Source organism: Actinomadura miaoliensis (assembly GCF_039536785.1).
GTDB lineage: Bacteria > Actinomycetota > Actinomycetes > Streptosporangiales > Streptosporangiaceae > Spirillospora > Spirillospora miaoliensis.
Map to the genome: position 1 here is coordinate 95372 of NZ_BAAAZG010000014.1, position 15857 is coordinate 111228.

A 15857-nucleotide genomic window follows, 5' to 3' on the forward strand; every position below is an offset into this window, starting at 1 on the left:
GCGACGACGGCGGCGTGGACGTCGCGGTGCCGCCGTCCGGCGACTGCCGGGTCGCCGCGGGCTCCTCCTCGCCGCCGCCCAGCATGAGCACGACGACGGCGAGCGCGGCGACGACGGCCACGGCCACCAGCACGACGGCCGGCACCATTGGGCGCCGCCTGCGGTTCGACGGGCCAGGTGCCGGGCTCACCGGCTCACCGAGCGGAGGGCTCGCGGGCGCGCCGGGCGGGAGGCTCGGGGACGCGACGGGCGGCAGGCTCGTCGGCCCGGTCTGAGCGCCCTGCGCCATCGGCGCCGGGACGTCGGGCCCTGCCGAGCCGTTCGGTGACGGCTCCGGCGGTGCGGCGGGCATCTCGGCCATGGCGGGCGCCAGAGTGTACGGGGTGGGCGGCACCTGGCCGGCGGCGGGCTGCTCGCCCGGCTCGCCGCTCTCGGCCTCGGACCCGAACTGCATCGTCCAGGGCTCCTCGTCCCCGCCGGGAACGGCGGCCGGGGCCGCGGCCGGGGCAACCGGCTCGTCCGTCACCGTCTCGGAGGCGCGGTCGGCGGGAGCCGGGCGCCCGGACGGGCCGTCCACGGACGTGGCGTCGGGGTCGAGCGGCGCGTCCACGATGGTGTTCTCGGCCTCGCCGGCCTTGGTTCTGGGGATCCCGAACTCGGTCGTCGTCCGGTGGTCCGGGGGCACGTGTCCCGGCTCGTGACCGCTCACCTGCGTCACCTTTCGCGCTGCGTCGTCTACTGATGTGCGACGGCGGCGGGACGCGCCCGGTTCAGGCTCGGCCGAAATCGGATCTTCAGGACGTGGCGGCCGGCTCCGGGACGCCGCGCCGGGCGGCCCGGCGCTGGTGGCGGTTGAGCATGTCGGTCACGAGCTCGATGGCGTCCGGCGCGGCGGCGTCCCGGCCGCTGGACGCGCAGGCCCTGGCCAGCCAGCGGGTCGCCTCGGCCAGCAGCACGTCCGAGGCGCCGGGCGACCGCTCGCCGCGCTCGTCGGCCAGCCGTCCCAGCACGTCCACCAGCGCCAGCGCGGCGCGCGGGTGGCCGGACTCGGCGGCGCGCCGGAACCACCCGGCGGCCTGCTCCAGGTCGCCCTCGCTCTCGTACAGCGCGCCGAGCCCGTAGGCGAAGTCGGGCCACTCGCTCCACGCGCCGTCCTTCGCTCTCCCTGCCGGACGCGGGTCCCCCACCGGCTGGGGACGCGGGGAGGGGACGGACATGACGGCGCTCCGGAGTTTCGGTGGTGGGACTGGGCGGCTCGGCACGCGCGGCGTCAACGGGACGGCCGCGTCGGTCGAGCGTACATATCGTGGCGACCGGCGTCCCGTTTCGCCACTGATTTGCCAGCTTTGGCAGTAATGCCAGTAAAAACCTCGCCGTGCCGGCCGCAGAGCACTCCCCCGGCAGGCGGGCCGGACACCGGCCGCGTACGGTTGTGGTGATCGCCGACAGGATCGACCGGGAGGGGCGCCACGTGTCCGTCGTGAAGATCAACGTGCTGACCGTCAGCGAGGAGATGCGCGCGGAGCTGGAGAAGCGCTTCGCGGGCCGGGCGGGGCTGGTGGAGTCCGCCGACGGGTTCGAGCACTTCGAGCTGCTGCGTCCCGTCGAGGGCACCGACCGCTACATGGTCTACACGCGCTGGCGCAGCGAGGAGGACTTCGAGCGCTGGACGCAGAGCCAGGCGTTCCAGCGCGGCCACGCCGAGGCGGCCAGGGACGCCGAGCGCGCGGGCGGCCAGGGCCACGGTCACGGGCACGGCGGCCCGGCGGCCGGCGCGGCCGAGCTGTGGAGCTTCGAGGTCGTCCAGGAGGCCGACCCCAAGCCCGCGTCCGGCTGAGCCGTCCGGCGCGCGCCGCCGCGTCCGGCCCGGACGGTCAGCTCGCCTCGTAGCCGGCGTGCAGCAGGCAGTAGGTGACGGCCTGCTCCAGGGCCTGCCAGGACGCGGCGATGACGTTCTCCTCCACGCCCACCGTGCCCCACTCGCGGTCGCCGTCGCTGGACTCGATGAGCACGCGGGTGCGGGCGCCGGTGCCGTGCGCGCCCTCCAGGATGCGCACCTTGTAGTCGACCAGCTCCAGCCGGGCCAGCTCGGGGTAGAGCCGCTCCAGGGCCAGGCGCAGGGCGTTGTCGAGCGCGTTGACCGGGCCGTTGCCCTCCCCGGTGGCGACGATCCGCTCGCCTTTGGCGTGCAGCTTGACGGTGGCCTCGGAGACCATGGAGCCGTCGGGGCGGCGCTCCACGATGGCCCGCCACGACTCGACCTCGAAGTGCCGCTGCCGCACCCCGGTCAGCTCCTCGCGCAGCAGCAGCTCGAACGAGGCGTCGGCGGCCTCGAAGGTGTACCCGGCCGACTCCAGCTCCTTGACCCGCTCGACGACCTTGCGCGCCTTCTCGCCCGACAGGTCGTAGCCCAGCTCGCGGCCCTTGAGCTCGACCGAGGCGCGGCCGGCCATGCTGGACACCAGCATCCGCATGTCGTTGCCGACGGCGGCCGGGTCGATGTGCTGGTACAGGTCGGGGTCGACCTTGACGGCCGAGGCGTGCAGCCCGGCCTTGTGCGCGAACGCCGACACCCCCACGTACGGCTGCTGGGAGCCGAGCACGACGTTGGTGACCTCGGAGACGGCGTGCGCGATGCGGGTCATCTCGGCCAGCTGCTCGTCGGACACCAGCCGCATGCCGCGCTTGAGCTGCAGGTTGCCGACCACGGTGAACAGGTTGGCGTTGCCGCTGCGCTCGCCGTAGCCGTTGGCGCAGCCCTGGACGTGGGTGGCGCCCGCCTTGACCGCGGCCAACGAGTTGGCGACGGCGCAGCCGGAGTCGTCGTGGCAGTGGATGCCGACCCGGGCGCCCACGCCCACCACCTCGTGGACGACCTCGGCCAGCTCGTCGGGGAGCATGCCGCCGTTGGTGTCGCACAGCGCGATCACGTCCGCGCCCGCCTCGGCGGCGGTGCGCACGACCTCCAGCGCGTAGGCGGGGTTGGCCCGGTAGCCGTCGAAGAAGTGCTCGGCGTCCAGGAAGACGCGTTGGCCCTCCGCACGCAGGTGGGAGACCGTGTCGCGGATCATCGCCAGGTTCTCCTCCAGGGTCGTGCGGAGGGCCAGCTCGACGTGCCGGTCATGGCTCTTGGCGACGAGCGTCACGACCGGCGCGCCGGATTCGCGCAGGGCGGCCACCAGGGGATCGTCGGCGGCCTTCGCGCCGGGCCGGCGGGTCGCGCCGAACGCGGCGAGCTGCGCGTGCCTCAGGCCGAGCTCGGTCCGAGCGCGCCTGAAGAACTCGGTGTCCTTGGGGTTGGCGCCGGGCCAGCCGCCCTCGATGAAGCTCACGCCGAGGTCGTCCAGGTGGCGCGCGATGGCGAGCTTGTCGCCGACGGAGAGGTTGAGGCCCTCCTGCTGCGCGCCGTCCCGCAGCGTGGTGTCGTAGACGTGGAATCCGTCGCCGTGCATGTCGCAGTCCCCTCCAGGGATGGAAGCAGCCCCGCCGGAAAGAAAAAGACCTCTCACGGACGTGAGAGGTCTGCGCGCCGGCGGTGTCCCGAAATCAGTCGCCGGCGCGCCAGCCGATAATGACGAGGCTGAGGCGCATGATGGTCACAGTCTGCCACATCCGCCGCACCACTGAGACATCAGTCTTGAATGGTGAGACGGACGTGGCTTGTGCGACGGTTGCGCCGGAAAGGATCGCGGCGCCCGCGGTCAGCAGATCTTGTGGACCCAGCCGTAGGGGTCGGGGCGGGTGCCGTACTGGATGCCGATCAGCTCCTCGCGCAGCCGCATGGAGACGGGGCCGGGCTCGCCGTCGCCGATCGTCCAGGCGCGGTCGGCGCCCTTGACGCTGCCGACCGGGCTGATCACCGCGGCGGTGCCGCAGCCGAACACCTCGGTGATCTGGCCGGACTCGCAGCCCTCCTGCCACTCGTCGATGCTGATCTTGCCCTCCTCCACCGGGATGCCGAGGTCGGGGGCGAGCTTGAGCATCGAGTCGCGGGTGATGCCGGGCAGCAGGGTGCCGGTGAGGGCGGGGGTGAGCAGCCGCACGTCGGCGCCCGAGCCGTACACGAAGACCAGGTTCATCGACCCGACCTCCTCGACCCAGCGGTGCTCGACCGCGTCCAGCCAGACCACCTGGTCGCAGCCGTTGGCCACGGCCTGGGCCTGCCCGGCGAACGAGGCGGCGTAGTTGCCGCCGGTCTTGGCCTCACCGGTGCCGCCGGGCGCGGCCCGGGTGAAGTCCTGCGACAGCCAGACCGACACCGGCCGGATCCCCTTGGCGTAGTAGTTGCCGGACGGGGAGGCGATCACCACGAACAGGTACTCGTTGGCGGGGCTGTTCACGCCGAGGGCGCGGGTGGTGGCGAACATGAACGGCCGCAGGTAGAGGCTGTGGCCGGCCTGCGTCGGCACCCAGTCGCGGTCGTTCTCGACCAGCAGTTCCAGCGCCCGGACGAACAGCTCCTCGGGGATCTCCGGCATGGCCATGCGGCGGGCCGAGCGGTTCATGCGGGCGGCGTTGGCGTACGGGCGGAAGGTGACGATCGTCCCGTCGGCCTGCCGGTACGCCTTGAGCCCCTCGAACAGCTCCTGGGAGTAGTGCAGGACCTGGCTGGCGGGGTCGAGGGCGATGGGGCCGTACGGCTCGAGCCGGGCGTCGTGCCAGCCCTTCCCCTCGGCGTAACGGATCGTGACCATGTGGTCGGTGAAGTACTGGCCCCATCCGGGATCGGCCAGGATCGCCTCGCGCTCGGCGGTACCGCGCCGCCGCTCGGAGAGCCTGATGTCGAAGTCCAGCGTGCTGCTCATGGTGGGTCCTCTCCCGGATCGCCCGCCCGGCCCCGTCGCCGTCCGGGCATTCCTATCCTCATTGTCGTACTTCGTCCAGCCCTGCTCCCTGATCACGGCGCACACGAAGAACCGGGCGCGCCGTGTCGGCGCGCCCGGTGCTGTGGCTTGTGTCGCGTTTTCGCGGTCCGGCCGGGGCGCGCCCTAGCCGGATACTCGCTCGGCGATCGCGTCGCCGACCTCGGCGGTGCCCCGGGCGGGGCGGCCGCGGCGGGCGGCCAGGTCGTCGGCGACGGCCCGCTCGACCCGCCGGGCGGCCTCGGGGGCGCCGACGTGGTCCAGCAGCATGGCCACCGACAGGATGGTGGCGGTCGGGTCGGCCTTGCCCTGCCCGGCGATGTCGGGGGCGCTGCCGTGCACCGGCTCGAACATCGACGGCGCGGTGCGGTCGGGGTTGACGTTGCCGGAGGCGGCCAGGCCGATGCCCCCGGCGACGGCGGCGCCGAGGTCGGTGATGATGTCGCCGAACAGGTTGTCGGTGACGATCACGTCGAACCGCTGCGGCGCGGTGACGAAGAACATGGTGGCCGCGTCGACGTGCACGTAGTCGGTGCTGACCTGCGGGTACTCCTGGCCGACCCGCTTGACGACGCGCTGGTACAGCTCGCCGGCGAAGGTCAGCACGTTGTCCTTGTGGACCAGCGTCAGCTTGCGCCGGGGCCGGGAGGCCGCCTGCTCGAAGGCGTACCGGACGACGCGCTCGACGCCGTAGGCGGTGTTGACGCTCTCCTGGGTGGCGATCTCCTGCGGGGTGCCCTTGCGCAGGACGCCGCCGACGCCCGCGTACGGGCCCTCGGTGCCCTCCCGGACGACGATCATGTCGACGTCCTCGGGCTTGACCCCCGACAGCGGCGTGTCCATGCCGGGGAACAGCCTCACCGGCCGCAGGTTGACGTAGTGGTCGAGCTCGAACCGGGCCCGCAGCAGCAGCCCGCGCTCCAGCACGCCGCTGGGCACGCTGGGGTCGCCGATCGCGCCCAGCAGGATCACGTCCTGGCCGCGCAGCTCCTCCAGGACCGTGTCGGGCAGCGTCTCGCCGGTGCGGTGCCAGCGGGCGGCGCCCAGGTCGTAGGAGGTCTGCTCGAACTTCAGGTCGTGCGCCGGAGCGACGGCGTCCAGAACCTTCAGACCCTCGGCGACGACCTCGGGGCCGATCCCGTCACCAGGGATGACGGCCAGGCGGATGCTGCGGGAAGCCATGCGCGCACTCTACTGCAAACGTCTCAGTTCCTGAGCATCGGTCTCACTCTTCGGGATGCACGTCTCGTGTCCGGCAGCCCGCCGGGTGCGTCCCAGGGGGGCGCCGCCCCTGCTCAGCGGGGGTACGAGTGGGGCGCCGCCCCCTGCTCGGTGGAGGAAGGGGGGCGGCGCCCCGGGGAGGGCAGGTCGCGCCCGGGTCAGCCGCAGGACGTGCCGTTGACGGCGTAGGTCTGCGGTTGCGGCGTGTCGCTGCCGTTGGCGGTGAAGCCGACGCTCGCCTTCTCACCGGCCTCCAGGTCGGCGTTCCAGGACGGGCCCTTGACCGTGACCTTGGTGCCGCTCTGGCTGAACGTGGCGTTCCACCCGCTGGACACCGTGACGCCCTGCGGGACGTCGAACGTCAGCGTCCAGTTCCGGAACGTGGTGGAGCCGGAGTTGGTCACGTCCACGTTGCCCTGGAAGCCCCCGGACCAGCGGTTGATGACGGTGTAGGCGACCTTGCAGGCGTCCGAGCCCGTCGGCGGCGGGTCCGTGGGGCCGCCCCCGTCCCCGGGCGTCGGCGGGATCAGGTACGGCTGCAGGATGCTCTGCTTGGCCTGGTTCACCGTCGTCCAGTCGTCGTTGAGGATGCCGCCGGTGTCCCCGGAGTTGGGGTTCCACGACCAGTACGTGAAGCTCATCCCCGTGGCCCCGGTGCCCGCGTAGGCGAGCAGCTTCTCCAGCCACACCTTGTCCTTGGGGTCGGCCAGGGTGCTGCCGAACTCGCCCAGCAGCAGCGGGGCGGTGTTCTGCTTGTAGAGGTAGCCCCACTGCTGGTCCCAGATCGCGGCCAGGTTGTTGGGGAAGTCGGCGGAGTCGAACCAGGGCTGGCGATAGACGGAGATGCCGTACTCGTGCGGCGAGTACACCAGGCGGTTGGCGACGTTCAGCCGCACCGGGTACTGCCCCGCCTTCGACAGGTTGCCGCCCCACCAGCCGCAGTGCTCGTCGGGGATGTCGTCCCAGGAGTTGGCGTTGCCGCCGCTGGGGCAGCTCACGCCCTCCACGAAGATCAGCCAGTTGGAGTTGACCGACAGGATCGCGTTGCCCGCGCGCTCGGCCGCCAGCCTCCAGTCGCGGGCCGGGTCGCCGCAGCCCCAGCAGGAGCCGGTGCCGTTGGGGTCGGTGCCGTCGGCGTGCGGCTCGTTGTGCAGGTCGGCGCCGATCACGGTGGGATTGCCCGCGTAGCGGCGGGCCAGCGCCTTCCAGTCCTCGATCCACGTCGTCTCGGAGACGGCCGGGGTGTACCACAGCGCCGACTGGCCCGCGCTGGTCGGCCGGTGCCGGTCCAGGATCACCCGCATGCCCTTCTGGCCGGCGTAGGCGATCACCTTGTCGAGGATCTGCAGCGGGCTGAGGCCCACCAGGTCGGGGTTGGACACCCCGTCGACGCTGGTGGCCTTGGCGTCCGGCTTCAGCGCGTCGTTGGAGTACGGCACGCGCAGGGTGTTGTAGCCGAGCTGGGCCATCTGGTCGAGCATCGACTTGTAGCCGCGCGCCCACAGGCCGTGGAAGGTCTTGTTGTCGGTCTCCATGCCGAACCAGTTGATGCCGGTCAGGCGGACCGTCTGGCCGGTGCCGTCGACGATCCGGTTGCCGCTGGTGCTGAGGTATCCGGTGCCGGTGCCCGCCGGGGCGGCGGCGGAGGCGCCCGGCGGACGGACCAGCACGGCCACCAGCGCGGCGGCCACGAGGCTCAGGCAGACGGCCAGCGCGGCCGCCGCTTGCGCCACCGGCGGTCGTGTTCCTGGGGGATGGGTCATGGCTCGGGCGCCTCCAGGTCGGGGACGAAGTGCGTTTCGGTGGGCGGTCTCGGTGGGCGGTCTCGGTGGGCGGTCGCGGTGGGCGGTTTCGGTGGGCGGTTTCGGTGGGCGGTTCGTGGGAGCGAACGCGGAGGTGAATCGCCGGAGATTGTGGGAACGCGCCGTCCGCACGGTCAACGAACCCCATGCCGGGCGGCGGATTTTCACGCCGGCCGCCCGCACGGCGCCCGTTTCACCTCGTACGGCGCCGCCTCGTCCGCGACGCCGCTCTTTCACGGGCGGGGGCGGCCCCGCACTGCCCTCCGGGCGACAGAACCCGCACTTGACGCTGGACCACCGCAAAGGGGACGCTCTCCCCAACAAGTGCACATCGAGGCGACGGTGCGCAGGAACCTGGTGCGACTCCAGGACGGTCCCGCCACTGTGACCAGGGAGCCTCCCCCACTCCACGACCACGGCCGGACACCCGGCGGGAAGGTCGGCGGGAGGCGCTGATCTGGGAGTCAGGACACTGACCCGTCGTCCTCCCGTACCGGGGCGAGTGAACCCCGTGAGGAGACCCTGAGATGGCTCAGACCGCCGTTCCGTCGACGCCTGCCGGAGAACGTCCGGCGCCCGTCCGCATCCCCCTTCGCCAGGTCCTGCCGTGGGCGGTGTTCGCCGCGGTGCTCGGCCTGGTGCTGATCTACTTCGTCGGCGCCGAGCAGGGCGCCACCTCCCTCATCGGCGGCACCTGGGTGCACGAGTTCACCCACGACGGCCGTCACCTGCTCGGCTTCCCCTGCCACTGACGGGCGGGCCGATTCCCCGATGATGAGAACACTGCTGGTCCGCGGCATGCTCGCCGGGCTGGCGGCGGCCGCGCTCGCGCTGGTCGTCGCCTGGCTGTACGGGGAGCCGCAGGTGGGCCACGCCATCGCGTTCGAGGAGGCCGAGGCGGCCGCAGCCCACGAGGGGCACGAGCACGAGGTGGTCAGCCGCACGGTGCAGAAGACCGCCGGGCTGGTCACCGCGCTCGGCGTGTACGGCGTCGCGCTCGGCGGGCTGTTCGCGATCGCGTTCGCGGTCGCCTACGGCCGTGTCGGCGCGTTCGGCGCCCGCGCCACCGCCGCGCTGGTCGCGCTGGGCGGGTTCGTCGCCGTCGAACTGGTGCCGTTCCTGAAGTACCCGCCGACGCCCCCGGCCGTCGGCGACCCCGACACGATCGGCGGCCGCACCGCGCTGTACTTCGGCATGGTGGCGCTGGGCGTGCTGGCCGTCGTCGCCGCCGTGATCGTGTTCCGCCGCCTGCTGCCCCGGTTCGGGGCCTGGAACGCGGCGATCGCGACCACGGCCGGGTTCGCGGTCGTGCTGGCGCTGGTGTACCGGCTGACGCCGACGCCGGACGCGGTCGCGGACGGCTTCCCGGCCACGGTCCTGTGGGACTTCCGGATCGCGTCGCTGGGCGTCCAGGTCGTCCTGTGGGCGACGCTGGGTCTGGTGTTCGGCGCGCTCACCGAGCGCTCCTTCCAGCGGCGGCCGTCACCGGCCGCCACAGCGGCCTGACCTTTACGCCCTCCTGCGCCGCGCGGGACGCTCACGCGCGGCGCAGGAGGGCGCAGTCGCCGCACATCTCGCCGCCGGGCGGCACCCGGTAGTACAGGCAGCAGCTCCGGCGGACGAACCCGTCCGGGGTGAACGAGCCCGTGCCCGCCAGCGGTTCGCGTTCGAACAGTTCTCGCACGAGCGTCCCGACCGGCTCGGCCAGTTCGGGCCTGAGCGTGCCAGCGCGCAGCGTCCCGGCGAGGGCCGCCGCCGCGTTGCCCCACAGCAGGCCGTCCGCGAGCCCGACGATCTCCAGCAGCGTGGCGCGCAGCGGCCGCAGCTGCCCCTCCAGGACCGTCCGGTGCACGAGCCCGGCGGTGGCGGCGGGATCGTCCGCGGCGGGCCAGCCGCCGGGGTCGGCCAGCCAGAGCGCGATCGGCGCGCCGGGGGCCCAGCGCCAGTGCAGCCCGGACAGGTCGGGGACGACGCCGTACGCCCTCGCCGCCACCACGGGCGACCACAACCGCGACGCCAGCCCCTGGAACAGGATGGACGCCGCCACCCGGCGCTCTCCGGTGCCCAGCCGCCGCGCGTAGGCGTCGGTCAGCTCGCCGAGCCGTGCCGCGTCGGGTTCGGGCAGGGGCCGCCAGGTGGGGTCGGCCTCCTCGGCGGGGTCGGTGACGACCTGGAAGTAGGGGCCCAGCCGGGCCGCGTCCGCCAGCGCCCGCCGGACCTCGTCCGCTCCCGCCCGACCACGTGGTGCCACGTCTGCGATCATGCCATCCGGCGGGAGCGGACCGCGGGTCAGCGGTCGGAGCGGCCGCCGTTGTCGCGGCGGTCCAGGGCGGTCTGCAGCGCGCGGGCCGCCTCCTCGGCGGCGTCGTCGGCGGGCGTGGGCACGTTGACGTCGGTGTTCATGATCGCGATCCCTCGTGGTGGTTCGTCGGAAGAGTGAACGACGGGCTTACGGCCAGCGCCCTGCTCCGCGGCGGGTCGCCGGCCTGCCGTCTCAGGCCCCGCCGCGGCGGCGAAGGATGCATACCACCAAGCGCATGACTCCGCCCACGTTACCGGCCCGCCTCCCGAATTGTCCCGACCCGTGGCCCAACTTTCCGCATGCTGAGACACCCCCCGAAGAACCCGCAGGTGCACCCACAACCGCCAGAAGCAGCCAACGACAAAGGCGGGCGGAGCACACCAAGCACGCTCCGCCCGCCTCAAGCCGGGGGTTCCAGGGGGTCGTCCCCCTGGGAGACACAACGGGCGGGGCCACGGCGAAGGCACGCGCAGCGTGCCGAGCACGCCGACCCCGCCCCGCCCGCTCTTAGCCGTCGAGGTCGACGCGGCGGCCCATTTCGGCGCCTACCTCGTCGCGGATCACGTCGACGAGCTGGGCCGGGATGGCCGAGTCGACGGTCAGCGCGATCAGCGCGGTGCCGCCCTTGGCGTCCCGGCCGACCTGCATGCCGGCGATGTTGACGCCCTGGTCGCCGAGCAGCCGGCCGACCACGCCGACGATGCCGGGCCGGTCGCTGTAGGAGAAGAACGCCATGTGGTCGGTGGGCGACAGCTCCATGTCGTAGCCGTTGATCTCCACGATGCGCTCGTGGTGCTTGGGGCCGGTGAGCGTGCCGGACACCGACACCACCGTGCCGTCGCCCATGGTGCCGCGCACCTGGACCACGTTGCGCCAGTCGGGGCTGTCCTCGGTGGTGGTGAGGGTGACCTCGACGCCGCGGTCGCGGGCCAGCAGCGGGGCGTTGACGAACGTCACCGACTCCTCGGTCACGTCGGCGAACGCGCCCTTGAGCGCGGCCAGCTCCAGCACCTTGACGTCGTGCCCGGCGATCTCGCCGCGCACCACGACCTCCAGCCGCACCGGCACGCCGCCGGCCAGGGCGGTGAAGATGCGGCCGAGCTTCTCGGCCAGCGGCAGGCCGGGCTTGACGTCCTCGGCGACGGCGCCGCCCTGCACGTTGACCGCGTCGGGCACGAACTCGCCGGACAGCGCCAGCCGCACCGAGCGGGCCACCTGGGTGCCGGCCTTCTCCTGCGCCTCGTGGGTGCTGGCGCCCAGGTGCGGGGTGACCACCACGTTGTCGTGGTGGAACAGCGGGCTGTCGGTGCACGGCTCGGTGCTGAACACGTCCAGGCCCGCCCCGGCGACGCGGCCCTCCTTGAGCGCCAGGTCGAGGGCGGCCTCGTCGACGATGCCGCCGCGCGCGGCGTTGACGATGCGCACGCTGGGCTTGACCATGCGCAGCTCGCGGTCGCCGATCAGGCCGAGGGTCTCGGGGGTCTTGGGCAGGTGGACGGTGATGAAGTCGCTCTCGCGCAGCAGCTCCTCCAGCCCGACCAGGCGGACGCCGAGCTGCGCGGCGCGGGCCGCCTGCACGTAGGGGTCGTAGGCGATGATGTTCATGTCGAACGCGGCCAGCCGCTGGGCGACCAGCACGCCGATGCGGCCGAGGCCGAGCACGCCGACGGTCTTGCCCTGCAGCTCGACGCCGGTGTACTTGGAGCGCTTCCACTCGCCCTGCTTGAGCGCGGCGTGGCCCTGCGGAACGTTCCGGGCGGTGGCCAGCAGCAGCGCGATCGCGTGCTCGGCGGCGGTGACGATGTTCGACGTCGGGGCGTTGACGACCATCACCCCGGCCTTGGTGGCGGCCTCGACGTCGACGTTGTCGAGGCCCACCCCGGCCCGGGCCACCACGCGCAGCTTGCTCGCGTGCTGGAACACCTCGGCGGTCACCTTGGTGGCGCTGCGCACGATCAGCGCGTCGACGTCGGCCACGGCGGGCAGCAGGGCCGCCCGGTCGGACCCGTCCACGTGCCGGACGTCGAAGTCGGCCTCCAGCTCGGCGATTCCGGCCGGGGAGAGTTCTTCTGCGACGAGGACGACAGGCTTGCTCAAGGAAGATCCTTCGGAAGATGTCGGGCAGATGAAGATCGCGAGTCACCCCGTCGTGCCCCCGCGCTTACCGAGTTTAGACCCCCCGGCCGACGCGTCCCCACGGCGGTGGAGACACATCCGTATACGCCCGGAATAGACGCTTACGTCCCTCCGGAACCCGGTCGTGGACGCCGCTCGCGGCGCCGGCCGCGCGCCTATACTGCCGGTGCCCCGAGTTGCCCCCGTACTCGTTCCTCACCCGCCCACGGCACCCGCCCTGGCGGCCGGTACCGACGTCACGCCGCGTTGGGCTCGGGCAGCGCGGTCAGGATCCGGGCGACGCGTTCGGCGTCGGCGACCCGCAGGTACGGGACGTCGACGAACACCCGCATCGGGCCCGGGGGCAGCCCCAGTTCCTCGGCCACCTCCAGCTGGACCTCCCGCAGCGGAACGTAGGACAGGTAGCCCCGGAAGACGTTCTGCGCCCGGAACATCGCCGTCATCATCAGCTTGTAGGCGCGGATGCGGAACGACAGCGCGACCAGGCACGGCGCGGCGTCCCGCGGCTCGCACGGCACGGCCAGGGAGATCCACGCGCTGGTGGTCCACGGCCGGGCGCGCAGCAGGTCCACCACCCAGCGCACCTGGTCGGCGTCCTGCAGGTCGCGCAGCCGGGCGCGCTCGCGCTCGGACGCCGCGGGCGGCCGCGCCCGCCCCTCGGCCCCGCGCCGCTCGCCCGCCGGGTCCCCGTGCTCGCGCAGGATCGGGTCCTCCCACGTCAGCGAGGTCACCTCGAAAAGGACCGGGGGCCCCTCGATGATGGGCCCCCGATCCTCCATGCCGGCCTCGCCGGCCGTCCAGACGTGCCGCAGCACCGCGATCCACGCGCTGCCGCAGGTGTCCCATCGCCGGACGGCCCGCTCCTCCGCCGCGGCCACGTCACGACTCCTCGCCGTAATTGGGGCCGCGCGCCGCCGGAATCGGAGAATTACCTCCCGCCGACAATGCGCGTCCGGTATTCGTCGCCGGACCGCCGCGCCCGCACGGAAAATGATCGCCACTCATGAGCATCCGCCCCAAGCGTCACGGCGAACGCGGACGCGGTCCGGTGTCAGCGCTGGTGCGCTCGGCGTGTCGCGTTCACCGCCAGTCTTTTCTTCCAGTATCGGACAAACATCACGCAATTGGTAGGGCGAGATTATCCGACCGGGTCTTCACCGGGATTTCTGACGATCGTGACCGGCGAGGCTTACCGATCCGCGCGAGGGCTCTGAATGGCGCGGGTCAGCGGTCCGGACGGTGCAGGACGACGTAGCCGCCGGACCGGAAGACCTCCCGGTAGCCCGACTCGACGAGCGTCTCGACGCGGCGGCGCTGCTCGTCCAGCGAGCCGAACGGGAACGTGTGGCGTTCGACGTCGGCCACCACCCACGGCGCGCCGCGGGGGCGCTCGTCCCACAGCAGCACCCGGGCGCGCGACGACAGGGCCGGGCCGAGCCGGTTCGCCGACTCCACCACCACGCCGTCGGGCACCTCGGCCACCGCCTCGGCCGCGGCCCGCGCGCGCTCGTCGCGCCGCAGGAACGCGGGATCTACCAGGTCGCTGAAGGCGAAGAACGGCACGGTCACGGCCGTGGCGACCAGCAGCGCCCCGGCCGCGGGCAGGCGCACCCGTCCACGGGCCCACCCGGGCCGCGCACGCTCCCACAGCGGCGGCAGGCGGTCCCACAGGGGACGCAGCCGCGCCGCGCCGTCCACGGCCGCGATGACCAGCACGGCGATCAGGAAGGCGTTGTAGTGGTACTTGGGCTCCCACCAGTTGGAGAAGTCGCTGGCCAGCATGCGTTCGGCCAGCAGCGGCACGGCGGTGAGCGTGATCGGCGAGCGCAGCGGCAGCAACAGCAGCGGCAGGACGAGCAGCGCCATCGTCCACAGCTTCGCCACCGGGGTGCCCAGCGTGATCACCGCGTCCCACGGGTGCGTCAGCACGTGCAGGACGGCGTCCGGCAGGTCGTCGCCCAGCGAGCCGTACGCCCAGTAGTAGTCGCCGTCGCCGCCGAACGCGGGGATCAGCACCCGCGACGCCACCCACGTCGCCACCGTCCCGGCGGCGAGCAGGCCCGCCCCGAGGCGGCGGTCGCCGCGCCGGGTCAGCAGGTAGAGGCCGAAACCCGCCAGCAACAGCCCCATGTCCTCCTTGACCAGCAGCAGCGCGGCGGCGGCCAGCAGGGCCTGGCCGCGGCGGCCCGCGTCGTGGCGTTCCACCAGCAGCGCCGACAGCAGCGGGACGAACGCGACCTCGTGGAAGTCGAACGCCAGCGCCTCGGCGATCGGCCACGACAGCGCGTAGGCGCCCGCGGCGCAGTAGGCGGCGCGCGTGCCCAGGCGGCGGCGCGCGTACCGCCAGATCGGCACGATCGCCGCGGCGAACAGCGCGGCCTGCGCGACCAGCAGCGTGCCGGGCCCGTCATGGATCCGGTACAGCGGCGCCAGCAGCGCCAGGATGGGCGAGAAGTGGTCCCCCAGGACCGAGAAGTCGGGCCCGAATCCGTTGTGGACGCCCTTGACCATGGCCACCGGCGCGCCGAACCCGCTGTAGGACCGGACGGCCTGGTCGAAGATGACCAGGTCGTAGGTGCTGGCCCGGAACGTCCGCAGCCGGAGCAGGGAGTACGCCGCGTACAACACGGCCGCCCCCGCGACCATCGCCACCAGAGGTACGGGCACCCGCACGGACCGTCGCCGCTCTTCGGCCCGCTGGAGCCCGCCAGGAGCGCCCTCCACCGCAACCGCCTCCGCCACGTGCCAGGACGCTACCAGCCCCGGCCGCCGCCCCGAACCCGGCGGTGACCACCGGAAGCGTCACAAGCCGGGTCGCCGCCGCGAAGTGACCGAGACGACACCGAAACGCCTCCCGCCGGTACGGGGACGTACACCCCCACTCCCCCGCAGAGGCCGCGTGAACGAGGGGGACGGTCAGTGGTGCTCGTTGGCGGCCAGTTCGCGAGCGTTCGTGCGCGGGGCGGCGGCCGGCTCGCCGCGGAGCATGTAGGCCTCGCAGTGGTCCAGCCAGCGCACCTCGGCCTCCGACTGCATGATCATCGACTCCAGCACCAGCCGCCACGCGCGGTCGCCGGGCGCGGACGGCACGCCGGGGTCGTCGCCCCTGAGGCGGGTGAGCTCCTGGAGGGTGCGCAGCGTGGCGGTGCGCTGGGCGCGCACGACCCCGCGCACGTCGACGCCCGGTGTGGTGACGGCGAGGGCGAGCTTGATGGCCAGCTCATCGCGGGGGCGGTCGCCGCGGGCCACGGGGGTGGTGAACCACCGTCGCACGTCCTCCCGGCCGGCCGGGGTGATGCGGTAGACGAAGCGGCCCTCGTCGTCGGCGCCCACCCGGGTGACCAGCTCGTCGCGCTCCAGCCGGGACAGCGTGGAGTAAACCTGCCCGATGTTGAGCGGCCATGTCGCGCCGGTCGACGCCTCGAACTCGGCGCGCAGCTGGTAGCCGTAGCGGGGGCCCTGGGCCAGCAGGGCCAGGAGGCCGTGACGGATCGACATGGCCCCACGCTTGCATACGGCGTATGCGGAGGCAAT

At 73.0% G+C, this 15857-nt stretch carries 13 protein-coding genes, 1 pseudogene and 1 riboswitch; of the genes and pseudogenes, 3 read left to right on the top strand and 11 right to left on the bottom strand.

The window, feature by feature from the left end; all coding sequences use genetic code 11:
* A pseudogene (locus ABD811_RS12145) lies at positions 1-709 on the bottom strand (hypothetical protein); the annotation flags it as partial.
* Positions 710-794: 85 nt separating this feature from the next.
* Positions 795-1217 carry an SEL1-like repeat protein gene (locus ABD811_RS12150; RefSeq protein WP_344945424.1) on the bottom strand — a complete coding sequence of 141 codons (423 nt, stop codon included), beginning with the start codon at positions 1215-1217 and terminating at the stop codon, positions 795-797.
* Between the two features lie 254 nt (positions 1218-1471).
* Here ABD811_RS12150 and ABD811_RS12155 point away from each other — a divergent pair, with 254 nt between their 5' ends.
* Positions 1472-1837 (top strand): antibiotic biosynthesis monooxygenase family protein, encoded by a 366-nt coding sequence (locus ABD811_RS12155; protein WP_344945515.1) that lies wholly within the window; start codon positions 1472-1474, stop codon positions 1835-1837.
* A 37-nt stretch (positions 1838-1874) separates the two neighbouring features.
* On the opposite strand, the gene cimA is transcribed toward ABD811_RS12155, so the two are convergent.
* The 4 genes from cimA to ABD811_RS12175 form a co-directional block, all read right to left on the bottom strand.
* Positions 1875-3452 carry a citramalate synthase gene (cimA, locus tag ABD811_RS12160; RefSeq protein ID WP_344945427.1) on the bottom strand — a complete coding sequence of 526 codons (1578 nt, stop codon included), beginning with the start codon at positions 3450-3452 and terminating at the stop codon, positions 1875-1877.
* A gap of 249 nt (positions 3453-3701) precedes the next feature.
* Positions 3702-4805 carry a branched-chain amino acid aminotransferase gene (locus ABD811_RS12165; protein WP_344945430.1) on the bottom strand — a complete coding sequence of 368 codons (1104 nt, stop codon included), beginning with the start codon at positions 4803-4805 and terminating at the stop codon, positions 3702-3704.
* A gap of 183 nt (positions 4806-4988) precedes the next feature.
* The gene (locus ABD811_RS12170; protein WP_344945433.1) at positions 4989-6044 is read right to left on the bottom strand and encodes a 3-isopropylmalate dehydrogenase; all 1056 of its coding nucleotides are present in this window, start codon (positions 6042-6044) and stop codon (positions 4989-4991) included.
* A 197-nt stretch (positions 6045-6241) separates the two neighbouring features.
* On the bottom strand, positions 6242-7816 hold the full coding sequence (locus ABD811_RS12175) for a cellulase family glycosylhydrolase (RefSeq protein WP_344945436.1): 1575 nt from the start codon (positions 7814-7816) through the stop codon (positions 6242-6244).
* A gap of 416 nt (positions 7817-8232) precedes the next feature.
* Positions 8233-8360, top strand: a riboswitch (cobalamin riboswitch).
* Between the two features lie 52 nt (positions 8361-8412).
* Here ABD811_RS12175 and ABD811_RS12180 point away from each other — a divergent pair.
* Together ABD811_RS12180 and ABD811_RS12185 are read left to right on the top strand one after the other, a co-directional pair.
* Complete coding sequence (locus ABD811_RS12180; RefSeq protein WP_344945439.1) at positions 8413-8637, top strand: CbtB domain-containing protein; 225 nt, start codon at positions 8413-8415, stop codon at positions 8635-8637.
* 19 nt (positions 8638-8656) lie between these two features.
* Positions 8657-9391, top strand: a complete 735-nt coding sequence (locus tag ABD811_RS12185) for a CbtA family protein (RefSeq protein ID WP_344945442.1) — start codon at positions 8657-8659, stop codon at positions 9389-9391.
* A gap of 31 nt (positions 9392-9422) precedes the next feature.
* On the opposite strand, the gene ABD811_RS12190 is transcribed toward ABD811_RS12185, so the two are convergent.
* The 5 genes from ABD811_RS12190 to ABD811_RS12210 all read right to left on the bottom strand — a co-directional run bounded on the left by ABD811_RS12190 (position 9423) and on the right by ABD811_RS12210 (position 15821).
* The gene (locus ABD811_RS12190) at positions 9423-10136 is read right to left on the bottom strand and encodes a (2Fe-2S)-binding protein (protein WP_344945445.1); all 714 of its coding nucleotides are present in this window, start codon (positions 10134-10136) and stop codon (positions 9423-9425) included.
* 558 nt (positions 10137-10694) lie between these two features.
* Positions 10695-12284, bottom strand: a complete 1590-nt coding sequence (gene serA, locus ABD811_RS12195; protein WP_344945448.1) for a phosphoglycerate dehydrogenase — start codon at positions 12282-12284, stop codon at positions 10695-10697.
* 275 nt (positions 12285-12559) lie between these two features.
* On the bottom strand, positions 12560-13201 hold the full coding sequence (locus tag ABD811_RS12200) for a thymidylate synthase family protein (RefSeq protein WP_344945451.1): 642 nt from the start codon (positions 13199-13201) through the stop codon (positions 12560-12562).
* A 346-nt stretch (positions 13202-13547) separates the two neighbouring features.
* A complete protein-coding gene (locus tag ABD811_RS12205; RefSeq protein WP_344945454.1) occupies positions 13548-14990 on the bottom strand; it encodes a DUF2079 domain-containing protein in 1443 nt (480 codons plus the stop codon).
* A gap of 249 nt (positions 14991-15239) precedes the next feature.
* The gene (locus ABD811_RS12210; protein WP_344945457.1) at positions 15240-15821 is read right to left on the bottom strand and encodes a PadR family transcriptional regulator; all 582 of its coding nucleotides are present in this window, start codon (positions 15819-15821) and stop codon (positions 15240-15242) included.
* Between the last annotated feature and the right edge of the window lie 36 nt (positions 15822-15857).